General features: G+C 69.1%; 17 protein-coding genes. All 17 read right to left on the bottom strand.

Annotation, left to right across the window (positions count from 1 at the left end):
• Nucleotides 1-13: 13 nt before the first annotated feature.
• A complete protein-coding gene (locus tag LPA45_RS24890; RefSeq protein ID WP_116318829.1) occupies nt 14-1,003 on the bottom strand; it encodes a PDR/VanB family oxidoreductase in 990 nt (329 codons plus the stop codon).
• Nucleotides 1,000-2,337, bottom strand: coding sequence for an aromatic ring-hydroxylating dioxygenase subunit alpha (locus LPA45_RS24895; RefSeq protein WP_317923235.1), 1,338 nt, complete (start codon nt 2,335-2,337; stop codon nt 1,000-1,002). The genes LPA45_RS24890 and LPA45_RS24895 overlap by 4 nt, the downstream gene beginning before the upstream one ends.
• A complete protein-coding gene (locus LPA45_RS24900; protein WP_317923234.1) occupies nt 2,334-2,543 on the bottom strand; it encodes a 4-vinyl reductase in 210 nt (69 codons plus the stop codon). Before LPA45_RS24900 ends, LPA45_RS24895 begins: the two co-directional genes overlap by 4 nt.
• A 19-nt stretch (nt 2,544-2,562) precedes the next feature.
• Nucleotides 2,563-2,856: a hypothetical protein gene (locus LPA45_RS24905; protein ID WP_317923233.1), complete on the bottom strand. Its 294-nt coding sequence runs from the start codon at nt 2,854-2,856 to the stop codon at nt 2,563-2,565.
• A gap of 28 nt (nt 2,857-2,884) precedes the next feature.
• Nucleotides 2,885-4,222, bottom strand: a complete 1,338-nt coding sequence (locus LPA45_RS24910) for an MFS transporter (RefSeq protein ID WP_317923231.1) — start codon at nt 4,220-4,222, stop codon at nt 2,885-2,887.
• A gap of 21 nt (nt 4,223-4,243) precedes the next feature.
• Entirely contained in the window at nt 4,244-5,203 is a 960-nt protein-coding gene (locus tag LPA45_RS24915; protein WP_317923230.1) for an amidohydrolase family protein, read from the bottom strand.
• Nucleotides 5,204-5,236: 33 nt separating this feature from the next.
• Nucleotides 5,237-6,169, bottom strand: a complete 933-nt coding sequence (locus LPA45_RS24920; RefSeq protein ID WP_317923229.1) for a VOC family protein — start codon at nt 6,167-6,169, stop codon at nt 5,237-5,239.
• Nucleotides 6,169-7,749 (bottom strand): FAD-dependent monooxygenase, encoded by a 1,581-nt coding sequence (locus LPA45_RS24925; protein WP_317923228.1) that lies wholly within the window; start codon nt 7,747-7,749, stop codon nt 6,169-6,171. Before LPA45_RS24925 ends, LPA45_RS24920 begins: the two co-directional genes overlap by 1 nt.
• A gap of 22 nt (nt 7,750-7,771) precedes the next feature.
• Entirely contained in the window at nt 7,772-8,527 is a 756-nt protein-coding gene (locus tag LPA45_RS24930; protein WP_317923227.1) for an SDR family NAD(P)-dependent oxidoreductase, read from the bottom strand.
• A complete protein-coding gene (locus LPA45_RS24935) occupies nt 8,524-9,441 on the bottom strand; it encodes a fumarylacetoacetate hydrolase family protein (protein ID WP_116318837.1) in 918 nt (305 codons plus the stop codon). Before LPA45_RS24935 ends, LPA45_RS24930 begins: the two co-directional genes overlap by 4 nt.
• Nucleotides 9,442-9,466: 25 nt before the next feature.
• Nucleotides 9,467-9,865: a RidA family protein gene (locus LPA45_RS24940; protein WP_116318838.1), complete on the bottom strand. Its 399-nt coding sequence runs from the start codon at nt 9,863-9,865 to the stop codon at nt 9,467-9,469.
• Between the two features lie 2 nt (nt 9,866-9,867).
• Nucleotides 9,868-10,986 carry an Ldh family oxidoreductase gene (locus LPA45_RS24945; RefSeq protein ID WP_317923226.1) on the bottom strand — a complete coding sequence of 373 codons (1,119 nt, stop codon included), beginning with the start codon at nt 10,984-10,986 and terminating at the stop codon, nt 9,868-9,870.
• A gap of 16 nt (nt 10,987-11,002) precedes the next feature.
• Nucleotides 11,003-11,416, bottom strand: a complete 414-nt coding sequence (locus LPA45_RS24950; protein WP_233528080.1) for a cupin domain-containing protein — start codon at nt 11,414-11,416, stop codon at nt 11,003-11,005.
• A gap of 66 nt (nt 11,417-11,482) precedes the next feature.
• Complete coding sequence (locus tag LPA45_RS24955) at nt 11,483-12,238, bottom strand: SDR family NAD(P)-dependent oxidoreductase (protein WP_116318839.1); 756 nt, start codon at nt 12,236-12,238, stop codon at nt 11,483-11,485.
• A complete protein-coding gene (locus LPA45_RS24960; RefSeq protein ID WP_116318840.1) occupies nt 12,235-12,669 on the bottom strand; it encodes a Zn-ribbon domain-containing OB-fold protein in 435 nt (144 codons plus the stop codon). The genes LPA45_RS24955 and LPA45_RS24960 overlap by 4 nt, the downstream gene beginning before the upstream one ends.
• Complete coding sequence (locus LPA45_RS24965) at nt 12,666-13,838, bottom strand: thiolase family protein (RefSeq protein WP_116318841.1); 1,173 nt, start codon at nt 13,836-13,838, stop codon at nt 12,666-12,668. Before LPA45_RS24965 ends, LPA45_RS24960 begins: the two co-directional genes overlap by 4 nt.
• Entirely contained in the window at nt 13,838-15,562 is a 1,725-nt protein-coding gene (locus LPA45_RS24970; RefSeq protein WP_317919981.1) for an AMP-binding protein, read from the bottom strand. The genes LPA45_RS24965 and LPA45_RS24970 overlap by 1 nt, the downstream gene beginning before the upstream one ends.
• Nucleotides 15,563-15,682 lie beyond the last annotated feature (120 nt).

The raw sequence follows: 15,682 nt of genomic DNA on the forward strand, positions 1-15,682 counted from the left end.
TTCTCTCCCTTGTTCATGCATCGAGCACCAGCCGCCGGCCTTTGGCACGTGACACGCAGATCTGCATGACGTCGCCTGCGCACCGCTGCGCCTCGGAAAGGCAGTAGTCCCGATGCTCGATCTCGCCCTCGATCACCGCCGTCAGGCACACCCCGCACTCGCCGCGCTTGCAGTCGTAAAGCGGATCCAGCCCCGCCGCGAGCATGGCGTCGAGGATGGTCTGGCCCGCCGGCACGGTCAGCACCTGGCCGGACTGGCGCAGCTCCACTTCGAAGTCATCGTCCGACGCGCTGGCGGGCGGCGCGGAAAAGAGCTCGAAGTGAACCGCCTCGCGCGCCCAGCCACGCGCCGATGCCAGCGCCAGCACCGCGTCGATCATGCCCACGGGGCCGCAGACGTAGATCGGCTGCGTCGGCGCCATGCCGGCCAGCAACGCGTCCAGGTTCAGCGGCGGCAGCGAGCCCTCGTCCGCGTAGAGCTTGAGGTCCGGGCCCGCCAGTACCGCCAGTTCGTCGACAAAGGCGAGCTGGTCCGGATGCCGCGCGCTGTAGTGGATGCTGTAGCGACGCCCGGCCGCCGACAAAGCCGCGGCCATCGATACGATGGGCGTCACGCCGATGCCGCCAGCGATCAGCACGGCGTCCTCGGCGCTGGCATCGAGCGCAAACGCGTGGATTGGTGCGCTGGTCACCAGCCGGCTGCCGGCCCTCACCTGCGTGTGCATCCACAGCGACCCGCCCTGCCCGCCGTCGTCGCGGCGCACCGCGATCCGATACGCGCCGGGTGCCTCGGTGGCCCCGGGCGTGCCGTCGCCGTTGACCAGCGAGTAGTGGCGCCAGCCAACGGTGCCGCCGGGTGCCACCTGCACCCGCAGATGCGCGCCGGCGGAAAAGGGTGGCAAGGTCTTGCCCGCCGGGTCCCGCAGGCGAAACTCCGTGGTCGTGTCGGTCAGCGCGATCACTTCCTCCACCACAAGTTCGAGCGTCATCTCATGGATGGTCATGCCTCGCCTCCGCATTCGTCCTGCGGCGTCTCGGCCGCCATCAGCGCGGCCCACGCACGGAACTGGTTGCGCATCAGCAGCTCATTGGTGCCGCTCACGTCCTGGACCGGCTGCAGCTGCTCGTCATCCCGGTACTCGCGGTGCAGGCTCACCCACGGATTGCCCTGCGCGGCCAGCGAAGCCTGGATGCCCTCGAAAATATGCAAGTCGTCATGCGCCACCACCGACATCGGCGAGAAAGTCAGGCGGTTGTAGGTCAGCGTGCGCCGCAAGAGTTCCTGCGGCGCGCCTCTGGGTACCAGTCCCCAGGTCTCGACCAGGGTCCGGTCGACGCCGAGCGGGCGGATCACGCGCAGCGTCTGCGGCGAGCCCTTCAGCGCCAGCAACGGGTAGAAGACGACGTTCTGCGGCGAAAAGCCCAGCACCTCGTGCGTCCGCGCTTCGCCATGGGCCTGCGTCATCGCCAGGCGGTAGTCGTCCGGGATGGTGTAGCCGGAGTGGATGCTGGCGTTGGTGCCAAGCACGCTGTGGCCATTCGGATAGACTCGCGCGCCCGTCCTGGCGAAGAACTCGTAGCCCGACCCGAACGGCAACAGCTGCTGCAGCGCCATCGACACCGGCGCATCGTCGGGCCGGGCCTCGTCCACCGACCTGGCGGTCGCCGAAACCGATTCGTGGGTCGAGACCGGATGCACCGAATCGTTGACGTTCTCCAGGTACATCTTCCAGTTGCAGCGCATCACGCTGCGCAGGCAGCCGCCCGTGACCTGCAGCTCGCCCTGCGGCGAGCGGTCCGCCAGGTTGTCGAGGACCGGCAGCACCGCGCCAAAGTAGTCGGCAAAGTCCGGCCCCTGCGCCGACAGGCAGGCAAAGACGAAGCCACGGTGCACCGCCACCCGCGGCGCCACCAGTCCCGCACCGGTCTCGCACGCGTGCATGCGCGTGTTCTCGTACTGGTGCTTCAGCGGTACTCCCAGCAGCGTTCCGTCGGTCCGGTACGACCAGGCGTGGTACGGGCAACGGAAGAACTTGCCGGTGTTGCCATGGGTCTGGCACACCAGCCGGGCCCCCTTGTGAGCGCACCGGTTCATCAGCACGCGCACGGTGCCGTCGGCGTGGCGCACCATGATCAGCGGCTGGCCGGCGATGTCGGTGGTGTAGTAGTCACCGCGATTCGGCACCTGGCTCTCGTGGCCGACGTAGTTCCAGCTGCGCAGGAACAGGCGCTCGCGCTCAAGCTGGAACAGCGCCTCGCTCAGGTACACGTCCCGATGCACCCGGTCGTCCTGCACCAGCGCGCGGATCGCGCCGGCATCGTTCCGGTAGTCTGTCATGACGACACTCCTTGCACGTCGGGCCTGGCCACGAAGCGGCACGTGGCATGCCCCTCCATGGCGGCGCACGCGGTTTCCTCCACCTGCACGGGGCGCTCCAGCACGATCGCGGCGATCGTGCGGAACATCCCGGCAATCGGCGCGCACACCGGTTGGCTGGACGGCCCGTAGCCGGCGGCGAACGGGCTGTTGAAGACATTGAGCACCAGGCACTCGCCATGCCGCTCAAAGTCCCAGCGGCCCCAGCCGAGCGCGGGCGAGGTCTGGCAGATCAGGTCCTGCAGCGCCTCCCCGCCCCCCCGCGCCAAGCCCGGCAAGATAGGCCAGGATGCTGCGCCGGCCATGCCTTGCCGTGGACTCGGCGAAGGCTGCCAGCACGTCGCGCCGCACCGCGCCGTCGAGCAGGCGCAGCATTCCCATCAGCACATCGGGGCGCATCAGCAGGTAGCGCCGGTCCTGGTCGCGCACCTCGCCGCGCACGGTGTCGAACTCCAGGCGCTGCGCCAGCGGGGTGGCCATGGACTGTGGCTCCATGGACGCAGGCCGGTTATGCACGGCTCGCCTCCCGTGCTTCGCGCGGCAGCGTCTCCGGCGTGAACATCAGCGTGACCACCGTGGCCAGGCCCAGCAGGATCAGGTAGATCGCCACTGGCGTCGCCGAGTGGTACTTCGCCAGCAGGGCGGTCGCGATCATCGGCGCCACGCCGCCGCCGATCACCGACGACAGCTCGCGGCCGATGCCCATGCCCGAGTACCGCACCTCGGTCTTGAACAGCTCGGCCATGTAGCTCGGCTGCACGCCGACCATGGCGGCCAGCACCACAGAGTCGGCCAGCACGTAGGCCAGCAGCACCAGCGATGGTTCACGCGTGTCGATCAGCCAGAAGAACGGGAACGCCACCAGCATCAAACCGATCGCCCCGGCCATGTACACGGTGCGCCGGCCGAGCCGGTCCGACAGCCGTCCGTACGCCAGTGCCGTGACCGTCACGATCATCATCGAAATGGTCAGCCCTTCCAGCATGACGCCGTTCGGGATGCCGCGGTACGCGCCGTATGCCAGCGAGAAGGCGAAGAAGATGTACGACGCGCCGCCTTCGGCCAGGCGCAACCCCACCACCATCAGGATCTGCTTCGGCTGCTTGAGCAGGACTTCGACCACCGGCATGCGCACGCCATGGCCGCTGCGCTGGGCCGCGACGAATTCGGCGCTCTCCGGAATACGGCTGCGGATGTAGTAGCCCGCCACCACCAGCACCATGCTCGCGAGGAACGGCACGCGCCAGCCCCATGACATGAAGTCTTCCTGCGGCAGCTTCTGCACGGCCCAGAACGCCGCCGCCGACAGCACGAAGCCGATGGTGGCGCCGCTCGGACTCCATGCGGACAGGAAACCGCGCAGCGCCGGCGGCGCATTCTCGCTGATGATCAGGATGCTGCCGCTCCACTCGCCGCCGGCAGCCAGCCCTTGCAGGAAGCGCAGCGAGACCAGCAGCACCGGCGCCCAGATGCCGATCTGCTGGTAGGTGGGCAACAGTCCCATCAGGGTCGTCGCCAGGCCCATCACGATCAGCGTCAGTACCAGCACCAGCTTGCGGCCATAACGGTCGCCCAGGTGGCCGCAGAGCACGCCGCCGAGCGGGCGCGCCACGAAGCCCACCGCAAAGCCGCCGAATGCGGCCAGCGTGCCGACCAGCGGGTCCGTGCCGATCGGAAAGAACAGCTTGCCGAAAATCAGCGCCGCGGCCGTGCCGTACAGAAAGAAGTCATACCATTCGAGCGCCTGGCCGACGATCGACGTGATGATGTTCCTGCGCAGCGTCGCGCGCTGCTGGTCGGCGGCCGCCGGTATGTCCGTGGTAACCAATGCCTCTTCCGTGCTCATGGTGTCTCCCCCTTTGTCTGCTCAGTTGGTTTCTGTAGTGGTGGCTGCGTGGTCTTGCGGAATGGCGGCGCCCCGCCACGCCCGCACGGTGTCGTCGGTACCGGGTGATGGAATCCCCATCGGGAATGGCCAGTCCGATCCGAACTGCACATGCGAGGCGCCAAACACTTCGGTGGCCAGGCGCAGCCCGGCCGGTTGATGCGCGATGCAATCGGCGTAGAACCGCTTTGCCGCCTGCAAGGGCGGCTCGATCTGCGCCGGCACGCCGGGGCGGCCGCTGTCGAGCCCGCGCTGCAGGCGCCCGCACGCGGCCGGGAACAGGCCGCCGGCATGCGCCAGGCAGAAGCGGATGCGCGGGTACTGCCGGGGAATGTCGGCCATCACCAGCTGCGTTGCCGCCACTGCGGTCTCGTACGGATTGCCCAGCAGGTTTTCCAGGTAGCACCGCGCCAGCCTGCCGTCGCCGCAATGTCCCGGGTGAAGGAAGACGAAGGCGCCGCGCTGGTCCAGCAGTTCCCACAGCGGCCGGTGCGCCGGGTCGCCGTAGTCGATCGCATCGGCACCGCCGGCCGCCAGCGCGAAGCCGGCGCATGGCGCCTGCGCATAGCCCCCGGCCAGTTCCCGCGCGATGGCGGCGTGCTCCATCGGCAGATGCAGCAGTGCGCCGAGCTGCGCGGCGTGGCGCGCGGCAAGCGCCAGCAGGCCGTCGTTCAGGTAACGCGCCCACGTCGCCGCCTGCAACGCGCCAAGATGCTGGCGGTAAAACGGCGGCGGCACCGATACCAGCGCCCGCTGCACGCCATTGGCGGCCATCCATTCAAGCAGGCGCTCGGGCCGGTACAGGTCGGGCACCTTGAGCGGCTGGCCGTCGACCACCATCACGCCATCGGCAAGCCGCCATGCCACGCCTTCCAGGCCCTGCAGCGCCTGCGTGTCGACCGGCACGAGGTGCGCGTGAACGTCCAATGCGATCGTCTGCACGGCGCCCTCCGTTGTCTCAGGATGGTCCATGGCTCACCGTGGCTCGCAGTTGGCATTCATCTCGCCACCCCAGAATTCCGGCGACCATTCCGGCCCCCAGATATAGGGCAGCACCGACCAGTCCCGGCTGATCCACCGGTCGCTGATCTTGTCCATGTCGGCGTAGTACTCCACCCAGCTGCCCCACGGGTCGCGCACGTACTGGAACAGGTTCGACGCCAGCGCGTGGCGGCCCGGCCCGAAACTGTCCCGGTAGCCGGCCTGACGCATGCGCCAGGCGCCCAGGCCGATGTCGTCAAAGCCCCCGACCTGGAAGCTGGCGTGCTGGAAGCCGCGGTGCGTGCTCTGGATCAGGCCGAAGCAGTGGTGGTCGATCACGCCTTCGCCCGCCGCGAGGAAGCTGACCTTGCCGACCGCGCGGTCGGTCACGCGCAGTCCCAGCACATCGCACAGGAACCGCTCGGCCTCGGCCAGTTCCGGGGTGAAGATCAGCACATGGCCAAGCTTCAGCGGCGGCCTGCCGCCTTCCAGGTGCTGCCACGCGGCGACGTCCACGCGCGCGCGCCAGCCGGCTTCGTCCCGTCCGTCATGAAGCTGCCGGATCGCCACCGGAATGCGCGGGGACAGGTTGATCCACGTTCCCCACGGATCCCGGAACCACAGCCCGTCACGGCAGCCGCCCGGCGGCGCCTGCTCCTGCACGGCCAGCCCGGCACGGCCCAGCTTCTCGATAAAGGCCTCGCGCTGCAGCGGATCGAAATAGAACGAGACGTGATGCAGGCGCTTGCCGGTTGCGGCCGACAACACCAGCTCGTCATTGGTGCGGCCGGGCGAGCGCATCCGCAGCGTGCCGGGCAACTCCTCTGCCGCTTCGAGACCGAAGGTCTGGTAAAACGCCTTCGCGGCGGCAAGGTCAGGCACTTCCAGGCCGAAGCCGTTCAGGCCAAGCACTTTGGGTCCGGTCATCACGTGGAACTCCCTTGTGGCGCGCGCGCGCCGACGATGGATGCGTAGAGGTCTTCGGCACGCTGCGCCGCGATCGGCACGATGGCGGCAACGTGGTCGTCGGGGCGGACCAGCACCAGCGTGCCGTCGGGCACGCCAAGGCGGTCGCGCAGATGGTTGCCGACGTCGAGCAGCGCGCGGTCGCGCAGTCCCGAGTCGAGCGGCGCATCCCAGCGCGACACCACGAAGTGCCGCAGCGCCGGCGATGTGTTGTGCGGAATCCCGGGCTGGCGGCGCACGTCGGCGAAATACAGCGCCAGGAAGCAGTCGTCGACGAGGTCGTGGAGCCGGACAGGCCGGCCGGCCGGGCCATGCAGCAAGAAGTCGGGAATGCGCTCGCCCACCCGCAGTGGCGGCGGCTCGGCCTCGTTGCGGATCATCGACCAGTCGCCGCTGCCGCTGATGTCGAGCCGCACGCCCAGCAGCGTGCGCGTATAGGCATGTCCCCACTCGTGCACCGCAGCCGCGGGATTGTCCTGGCCCTGCATGGCCATGTGGTGGCGGGCGGCCTCGGCCATTTCGCCGGCGCCATCCGCGGCCACCGGCCGCTGCTCGCGCTCGTAGCCGTCTAGCAGGCTGCTGTCGGCCCAGCCGCGCAGCACCCATGCCAGCCGCCACGGCAGGCTGATGGCATCGAGCACGCCGGTGTTCAGGCCCAGCGCCCACATCGGCGTGATCAGGTGCGCAGCATCGCCCATCAGGAATACGCGCTCGCGCCGCCACTGCCGCGCGATGCGGTGATGCACGCGGTAGGTCACCCGTCCGAGCAGTTCCACCTTGTCGACATTGCCGATGAAGCGCAGCACCTTGCTGCGCAGCGCCTCATCGGTCGGTTCGTCGGCATCGCCGGCAAGCGGATACAGGAAGCGCCAGCAGTGCGGCTGGCGCACCAGGATCATCCATTCCTGCGCGTCCGAGAAGTAGGCAAGGTAGGGATAGTCGCGCGGGTTGGCCACATCCAGGTCGACCTTCAGGTCCACCAGCATGTAGCGCACGTCGAGCGACACGCCGTCCACCGGCACGCCGCATTGCGCGCGCACGGTGCTCCTGCCGCCATCGCAGGCGAGCAGGTAGCTGCCTTCGAAGCACTGCCGGCCGTGCGGTGTATCGAACTCGGCCACCACGCCGCCGGCTTCGGAACGGAACGACACCAGCCGGTGCCGCATCAGCAGGCGGCCCTGCGGCGCCTGCTCCACCGCCTCGCGCAGGATGGGCTCCAGGTGGTGCTGCGGCAGGTTGACGACGAACGGATAGCGGGTTTCCTCGCGCAGGACCGCCGTGCGCACGGAGGCATGCGCGACGTTGGTCTCGCGCTCGATCTCGCCGATCTCTTCCACGCGCAGCGCGCGCTCCAGCACGGCATCGGCCACGCCGTAGCGGCGGAAGGCCTCCAGCGTGCGGGTCAGGATGGTGCCGGCCTTGGTATCCAGCGACAGGCTGCCGTCTTCCTCGAAGATCAGGAACGGGATGCCGTAATACGCAAGGCCGAGCGCAGTGGTCAGGCCGACCGGCCCGGCTCCCACGATCAATACAGGTTGCATGCTTGTAGCTCTCCGGTGGGGTTCATTGCGCTGCGCCGGCGGCTTCGCAGGCGGAGTAGGCATGGTCCCGGCTCACCAGCGATGCGGTCATGGTCGCGGCATCGGACAGCAGGAACAGCAGCGGCCCCGTAACGTCTTCCGGCCGGCCCACGCCGAGCGTGGCGGCCCAGTGCGCGTCGTCGTTGCCGGCGTTGGCGTGGCGGTACTGGGGCGTGTCGATCACGCCCGGCGCGATCAGGTTCACCCGCACCCGGTGCTGTGCAACTTCCTTGGCCGCGCTTTTGACAAAGGCGACCAGCGCCGCCTTGCTCGACGCATAGGCCGCGGATTCCGGCCAGCCGCTGTGCGCAAGTCCCGACGAAAACGCCACCACGCTGCCGCGCCGGCGGCGGATCATGCCGGGCACCGCGGCCTGGTAGCACCACACCACGCCGTCCAGATTGACTGCCAGGGTCTTGCGCCACGCCTGCGGCTCGGTGTCGTGCACGGCCTTGCGCGGCTGCACCGCCGCGGCGCAGACCAGGCCGTCGATGCGCCCATGTTCGGCCTCGATGGCCTGCATGACCTGCATCACCGCGTCGCGGTCGCTCACGTCGAGCCGGCGGAACTGCACGCCCGGTGCGTCCGCCAGCAGCCCCGACGCGGCGCGCTCGTCCACATCGCAGACAACCACCGTGGCCCCGGCCTGCGCGCAGGCCCGCGCCAGCCCTGCCCCGATGCCGTTCGCGCCGCCCGTGATCACGATCACGTCTCCGGCTGCATCAAAGGTTGCTCTCATGGCCGGCTCCTCATGTCCATCACGCTCGACTGCTGGTACAGGTCGGCATCGACCACCCGGTTCACCAACTCACCCAGGCCGGTGCCGCGCACGACCACCTCGTCGCCGGCCCGCAGGAACACTTGCGGGTCGCGCGCATTGCCGACGCCGGCCGGCGTGCCGGTAATGACGAGGTCACCGGCCTGCAGCGTCATGCCGAACGAGAGTTCGGCAATCAGTTCAGGAATGGGAAAGGCCATCTGGGACACCGAGGCGTCCTGCATCAGTTCGCCGTTGACCAGGCATTGCAGGCGGACCTCGTTCGGGTCGATCTCGTCGGCGGTCACCAGGAACGGACCCAGCGGCATGGTGCCGTCGATGCTCTTGCCCTTCAGCCACTGCCCGCCGTGGCGCCGCTGCAGGTCGCGTTGCGAAATGTCGTTGGCGAGGCAATAGCCCCACACATGCTGCATGGCGCTTGCCGCGGGAATGCTGCGGCCGTCGGCGCCGATGACCAGCGCGAGTTCGGCCTCGTAGTCCCACCTGGCCGAGACACGGGCGTCAAACGCGATGTCGTCGCGCGGGCCGATCAGCGTGTGCGGGCTCTTGGTGAAGAACGTCGGCGCCTCGGGGCGCGGCACGTCCTGCCCCTCACGCTTGCCCTCGCCTTCCAGAAAGTGGTCCCAGTAGTTCCAGCCAACGCAGAGCACGTCGCGCCGCAGCCGGTGCAGCGGCGGCAGCAGGCGCAGCGCACTGAGCGCGAGCCGCGGCAGCCTGCCGTCGCACCGCGCGGCGGCGACGCTTTGGAGCGCGGGCGCACCACCCGCGATCACATCGCGCAGATCCCCCATGGGCATGGGTAACAGTGCCACTTCCTCGCCTTCGAGCACGCCGATGCGGGGCTGGCGGTCGTACAGGAAACTTGCGAATCGCATGATTGGGATTCCAGTACAGGGGGATTCAGGCGTCGGGCAGCACCGCGATGGCGCTGATCTCGATCAGGTAGTCCGGCGAGACCAGCTTGCTGACCTCCACCATGGTCGAGGCCGGCAACGGCACATGGAAATACTCGCGGCGGATCTTGTGGATGCGGTCGAAGTTCTCGATGTTGCGCACATACACATCGACGCGGCAGATGTCCTCCAGCGTGCCGCCGGCGGCCTCTACCGCGGCCTTGAGGTTTTCGCAGACCTGGCGCGTCTGCGCTTCCACGTCGCCGATGCCGGCGATGCTGCCGTCGGGCCGGCGCGCGGTCATGCCGGAGATGAACACCAGCTTGCCGCGAGCCTCGATGGCGGTGGCCTGCGAGAAATGGCCGTTAGGCTGGCGCAGTGCGTCGGAGTGAATCTGGGTCTTCATGGTTATTTGTCCGTGTGGTCCGTGTGGTCCGTGTGGTCCGTGAGGTTGGCAATGGATGGCGGAATCGCCGCCGGGAGCGCGCGCGCCACGCCGACGATCTCCGTCAGCACCGCGCGGTCAACGTGGCACGTGCTGCCGTGCTCGTGGCGTTTGGCCCAGCCGATTTCGCCGGGGCTGTAGATGCGCTCGGTTCCGGGCGCCCGGTGTGAGTTGCGCACGCCGGCGGCGGCCTGGCTGACGGTGCGCGCGAATGCGCCGGCGTCGCCGAAGTGCGCCACGTCGATCGCCAGGAAAAAGTGCGCGCAGTTGTAGGGCCTCGCGCTGTCGCCATAAAGCGGCTGGACCGCTTCGCCGGTGCCGCCGCCTGACAGTCCGCCGCACAGCATGTCGACCATGAACGCGAGGCCGAAGCCCTTGGGTCCGGCCGCCGGCAGCAGCATGCCGGCGAGCGCTGCCGCCGCGTCGGTGGTGGGCCGGCCGTGCGCATCGGTGGCCCAGCCCGCCGGGATCTCGCGGCCGGCGGCCGCGGCGAGCCGGATCTTGCCCATCGCGCTGGCGCTCATGGCCATGTCCAGCTCGACCGGAATGTCGTCGGCGCCCGGCAAGGCAATGGCGAGCGGATTGTTGCCCACCACGCGCTGCGCGCCGCCCGGCGCCGGCATCAACGGGCGGGTGTTGGACATCACGATGCCGATGCAGTCGTCGCTGGCCAGTGCGCGCGCATACAGGCCAGCGGCGCCGAAGTGGAACGCGTTGCGCACCGCCACGGCGCCGATGCCATGCGTCCCGGCCCGCTCGCGGGCCAGCGCGACCGCATGGAACGCCGACAGCTGCCCCAGCATATTGGCCGCGTCGAGCACCACGCAGCCGCCGTTGTCGCTGACCACGGTTGCCCGCGACGCGGTCGTCACGGAGCCGTCGCGCAGGCGCTGCGCATACATGGGCACGAGCATGACGCCATGCGACGGGACGCCTTCCATGTCGGCCTCGACAAGCGTATCGGCCACGCGCACGGCGTCTGCCTGGGCCACTCCGAGCCGTTCGAAGATGGCGCTCACGGTCGCGCTCAGCGCGTGCGCGTCGGCATCGCAATGGCTGGAAGCGGGGACGGACGTGGGCATCGCGGATCCGGCGCGGTCAGTGGGCATCGCGCTCATCCGTGTACCAGCTCGGCTTCTGCGGATAGTGCGGGCCGTCGTAGATCTCGACCACGATGGTGTCCTCGTGCGCCAGCGTGGGGCCGTGGATGTTGCCCTTCGGGTTCCAGTAGAAGCAGCCTGGTGTCAGCACCACCTGCGTGGCCGTGTACTCGTAGCGGCCCTGCAGGCAGAACATGAACTGGTTCGACGCATGGGAATGCGGCTCCGGAATCGACACGCCCTTGTCGAAGCGGATAAGCGCGATGGAAGCGCCGGAGGCCTCGTCGCGCCACAGCATCTTTTCGTACAGGCCGGACAGCGACTTCGGGCGCCAGGGCATGTCGGCGCTTTGCAGCAGCACTTCCTCGAGTGCCGGCATGCCCGCCGGCAGTTGGGGACTGGATGGGTTCACGATGTTTCCTCCGTTTTCTGTGTCGTCTTGGTCGTGAGTCGATGAGAGGGCCCCGGGCAGGAACACTCAGAGCGCCAGCGATGCCGCCAGGCTGCCGCCGCCGCAGACAAAGAGGTTCTGGCCAGTGATCCAGCTGCTCGCCGGATCGGCGAAGAACAGCACCGCACGCGCCACGTCCTCGGGCAGGCCAAGCCGCCGCGCGGGCAGCGAGGCGGCCAGCGCGCGGGCGCGTTCGCTGTGCTCGGGGAAGTCGCGGGCCAGCATGTCGGTGAGCGTCGGCCCCGGCGACACGGTATTGACGGTGATGCCGCACGGGCCCAGCTCCAGCGCCCAGGTACGCGTCATCGCCGCCAGCGCCGCCTTGCTCGCGCCGTAGGCCGTGCGTCCGGCCAGGCCGACGATGGCGCGCGAGGCGACATTGACGATGCGGCCGAAGTGCTGCGCCTTCATGTGCGGTGCGCACGCCTGCGCCAGCTGCATGGCGCAGCGCACGTGCAGGTTCATCATCAGGTCGAACTCCGCGTCGTCCACGTCAGCCAGCAAGGTGTTGCGCACGACGCCGGCGTTGTTGACCAGGATGTCGATCCCGGGCTCTTGCGCGATGGCAGTCAGGTTCGCGATGCCTTCGGCCGTGGACAGGTCGGCGACAACGCTCGTCAGCAGCGGATGCGAGCGCTCCACCGGGTCCAGCCCGGCCGCGATCACCCGTGCGCCATGCGCCAGCAGCGACTGGCAGATGGCCAGCCCGATACCGGAATTGCCGCCGGTCACGAGCGCGGTACGCCCGCAAAAGGACAATCCGCGTTTGGCGGACGATTTCATGCGCAACCTCCATCGTGGTTTTCGTGATCTGTCAACAGGCGGCGCACGCGCAGCACGCCCGCCGCGTTGTCTTCGTGCTGGTCCAGCCATGCCGCCACGCGCGTGCCCGCCGGCAGCATCGCGTCGGCGAGCGCGAACAGGGTCACGCCCGCATCGAGCCGCACGGCGGCCACATGCACCGGCAGCCGGCCCACGAATGCGGGCACGAGCGTGCTGTGCAGCAGCGCCACGGAAAGCACCACGCCGGCACCGCTGTCGGCCCGGAAGCTGATGCGGTCATGCAGGCACCGCGGGCAATACCGCTGCGGCGGATAGAACAGGTGTGCGCAGGCCGGGCATTGCGGCAAGGCCAGGCCGCCGTCCGGCGTGGCCTCTGCCATGCCTTGCCACGCGGCCGAGCGGCATGCGGGGAATTGGCTGTCGTGGCTCATGCGCTGGCTCCTTCGATGATGGCCGCGCCGGTCGCCAGGCAGCGGTCGTACACGGCCATGCCGTAGCCGCTGGCTAGCCCAAGTCGCGCATCGGCGACCTGGTTGGCGCCGGCCTGTCTCGTGACCTGCCGCAGCACCTCCACCAGGCCGAGGTAGCCGCCGCCGGCGCCGGCCTGCCCGCAGCCAAGCTGGCCGCCGCTGGTGTTGTGCGGGAAGTCGCCCCGGAAGCCGAGGTCGTGCGCGGCAATAAAGCCCGCGGCGGTGCCAGGCTGGCAAAAGCCAAGCCCTTCCAGTTGCAGGAACACCACTGCGGGGTAATCGTCGTAGGTGGCCAGCACGTCGATGTCCTGCGGACCGACGCCGGCCTGCCCATACAGCCGTTCGCGCTCCTGGGCCCAGCCGCCGCGCAGGATGGCGTCGTCGTCGGCGTAGGCGTTGTGGCGCTCCACCACGGCGCGCAGGCGCGCGTGCGGCAGGCCGAGCCGGCGCGCCTGGCCGCGCGACATCACCAGGAAGCCCTCGGCGCCCGCGCACGGCATTACCAGGTCGAGCTTGTGCAGCGGCTCGGCGATCGGCCGGGCGCACAGGTAGTCCTCCAGCGTGATGGGCGTGCCCAGCAAGGCGTGCGGCACGGCGCTGGCGTTCTGGCGCTGGCTCACGCACAGGCGGCCGAAGTCGGCGCGGGTCGCGCCGGTCGCGTCCATGTAGCGCCGGGTCAGGTGCGCGAACGGCATGCTCGGCCCCGCCGCGCCGTACGGATGGATCGCGTCGATGGCCGCCCACGAGAAGCGGCTGGCCAGGCTGGCAAAGCCGCCACGCGGGTTGGTGTCCGCACCGATGCAAGCGACCACGTCGGCGTCGCCGGCCTGTACCGCGCGCGCTGCGCGGCGCAAAGCGATCACGCCGCTGGCGCCGCCGAATGGCACCGACTCCAGCCAGCGCAGCGAAAGGCCAAGCGAGCGCGACAGGCTGGCCACCGGGTCGGGCGGCAGCGTGAAGCTGGACACCGCCAGGCCGTCGAGGCTGTCTTTTGCCAGGCCCGCGCGCGCCAGCAGTTCACGCAGGCATTGCGCCACGTACCAGTCTGCCGGCTCGGTGCTGTAGCGCGCGTACCCGGTGGTGACCGGCACCGTCAGCACGACCTCGGCGTCGTCGTATTGCCGTGTCATCATGCGCTCCCGCATGGCTTGGCCGACGAGTCGTGGCGGTCAGGGCGCTTCTTCAGTGCGCGCAGGTCGAACGCGGCGTGCTCGTCGAGCAACGCGTGCATGGCCTGCTTGAGCACGCCGCGCTGCAGCTTCTGCGACGCAGTCAGCGGCAACGCCGGCACGAAGGCGATATAGCCGGGCAGCTTGAAGTAGGCGAGCCGCTGCGCGGCGGCCGCAAAGATGCCAAGCGCGAGGTCGCGCGTGGGCGCATGCCCCGGCATCAGCTCGACGCACGCCATGACTTCTTCGCCGCGGGTTTCGTCTTCCACCGGGCCGACGCCGACCTGTCGCACCATCGGCAACTGATTGAGTACGGCCTCGACTTCAAGCGAGGCGATGTTCTCGCCGCTGCGCCGGATGATGCTTTTCTTGCGGTCGACGAAATGCAGCGAGCCGTCTTCGGCCTGGCGCACGATGTCGCCGGTATGGAAATAGCCGCCGGCCCACGCCGCCTCGGTTAGCGCCGGCTGGTTGGCGTAGCCGGAGAAGAAGCCGGCGCGCGGGTCGTTGCCGGCGGCGCGTACGCGTAGTTCACCCGCAGCGCCAGGCGGCACCTCTTCGCCTTCTTCGTCGACGATGCGGTATTCCATCTGGGGCGTGGGCCGGCCGAAGCAGCGGGTGCCGGGATGACGCGGATCGAGCTGCGCGGCGACGGCGCCGCCCGCGCCGACTTCGGTCATCGACCACGACTCGACCAGCGCAAAGCCGAAGCGCTCCTCGAACGCGGCATGGTGCCTGGGATGCACGCCGGCGCCGAAGCCGAAGCGGACCGCGTGCGCGCGGTCGCTGGCCTGCTGCGGAAGCTGCAGCAGGATGGCCGGCATGACGCCCAGGTAGTGCACGATGGTGGCCCCGCTCTGCGCGACCGTCTCCCACCAGGTGCCCGGGTGGAAGCGGTCCAGCTGCACGATGCAGCCGCCGCTGAGGATCATCGCCATCGACGAGCACGCCAGCGCGTTCATGTGGACCAGCGGCAGCGGCGTGATCAGCCGTTCCGCGCCGGGCTCGATCCGGCACAGGCCGCCCAGGGCGTTGTACCAGCGGCCGAACGCGAGCATGTATTCATTCGACAGCATGCAACCCTTGGGCAGGCCGGTGCTGCCGGAGGTGTAGACCAGCGCGCATTCGTCCTCGGCGGCCATGGGCTGGCCCTGCGGCATCGGCACCGCTGCGCTGCCGGTGCCGAGCCGGCACACCGGCGGCAGCGCGGCGCCCATGGCTCCCAGCGCCTGGCCGAGCGCTGGCTCGAGCGGCTGCCAGCGGCCATCCAGCGCCACCACCATCACTGCTGCGCTGTCGCGCAGCACATGCGCAAGCTCCGCGGCGCTGCTTTCCGCATTCAGCGGCACCACGGATACGCCGAGGCCATTGAGGGCCAGCCAGTACAGGAAGAACTCGGCGCGGTTGTCCAGCATCAGCGCGACCCGGTGCCCGCGGGCCAGGCCGGCGCCGCGAAAGTCTGCCTCCAGTTCCCGGATGCGCGCGCCCGCGCTGCCATAGGTCCAGTCCACCGCCTGGCCGCCGTAGCCGGCGGTCGCCTGCGCCGGAATATGCAAGAACGGGCGATCCCCATAGCGCAGGCATGCCGCGTCGAATGCCTCGCGCACCGAGTAGAAGCCGTCTGCGGGAAGGCGCGCCGGGGGAACCGCCGGCAAATCCGTGGAGAAGCCAATAGACATGGTCATTGCATCGCTTTCGTTGTCGTCTGAGCACCGCCGGGCATGCCGCCCGATCCATCATGGTTCGAATGCTATATCTCAAGTTACTTGAAATCAAGATACATGTGAGCAAATTTTTTGGCTTCA

Source organism: Cupriavidus sp. Agwp_2 (genome assembly GCF_040784895.1).
Lineage (GTDB): Bacteria > Pseudomonadota > Gammaproteobacteria > Burkholderiales > Burkholderiaceae > Cupriavidus.

Bases quoted from the DNA above. Each gene is read 5' to 3' on its own strand.
- LPA45_RS24890 (WP_116318829.1), bottom strand. From the start codon at position 1,003: ATGACCATCCATGAGATGACGCTCGAACTTGTGGTGGAGGAAGTGATC.
- LPA45_RS24895 (WP_317923235.1), bottom strand. From the start codon at position 2,337: ATGACAGACTACCGGAACGATGCCGGCGCGATCCGCGCGCTGGTGCAG.
- LPA45_RS24905 (WP_317923233.1), bottom strand. From the start codon at position 2,856: ATGGCCACCCCGCTGGCGCAGCGCCTGGAGTTCGACACCGTGCGCGGC.
- LPA45_RS24910 (WP_317923231.1), bottom strand. From the start codon at position 4,222: ATGAGCACGGAAGAGGCATTGGTTACCACGGACATACCGGCGGCCGCC.
- LPA45_RS24920 (WP_317923229.1), bottom strand. From the start codon at position 6,169: ATGACCGGACCCAAAGTGCTTGGCCTGAACGGCTTCGGCCTGGAAGTG.
- LPA45_RS24925 (WP_317923228.1), bottom strand. From the start codon at position 7,749: ATGCAACCTGTATTGATCGTGGGAGCCGGGCCGGTCGGCCTGACCACT.
- LPA45_RS24930 (WP_317923227.1), bottom strand. From the start codon at position 8,527: ATGAGAGCAACCTTTGATGCAGCCGGAGACGTGATCGTGATCACGGGC.
- LPA45_RS24935 (WP_116318837.1), bottom strand. From the start codon at position 9,441: ATGCGATTCGCAAGTTTCCTGTACGACCGCCAGCCCCGCATCGGCGTG.
- LPA45_RS24940 (WP_116318838.1), bottom strand. From the start codon at position 9,865: ATGAAGACCCAGATTCACTCCGACGCACTGCGCCAGCCTAACGGCCAT.
- LPA45_RS24945 (WP_317923226.1), bottom strand. From the start codon at position 10,986: ATGCCCACGTCCGTCCCCGCTTCCAGCCATTGCGATGCCGACGCGCAC.
- LPA45_RS24955 (WP_116318839.1), bottom strand. From the start codon at position 12,238: ATGAAATCGTCCGCCAAACGCGGATTGTCCTTTTGCGGGCGTACCGCG.
- LPA45_RS24960 (WP_116318840.1), bottom strand. From the start codon at position 12,669: ATGAGCCACGACAGCCAATTCCCCGCATGCCGCTCGGCCGCGTGGCAA.
- LPA45_RS24965 (WP_116318841.1), bottom strand. From the start codon at position 13,838: ATGACACGGCAATACGACGACGCCGAGGTCGTGCTGACGGTGCCGGTC.
- LPA45_RS24970 (WP_317919981.1), bottom strand. From the start codon at position 15,562: ATGACCATGTCTATTGGCTTCTCCACGGATTTGCCGGCGGTTCCCCCG.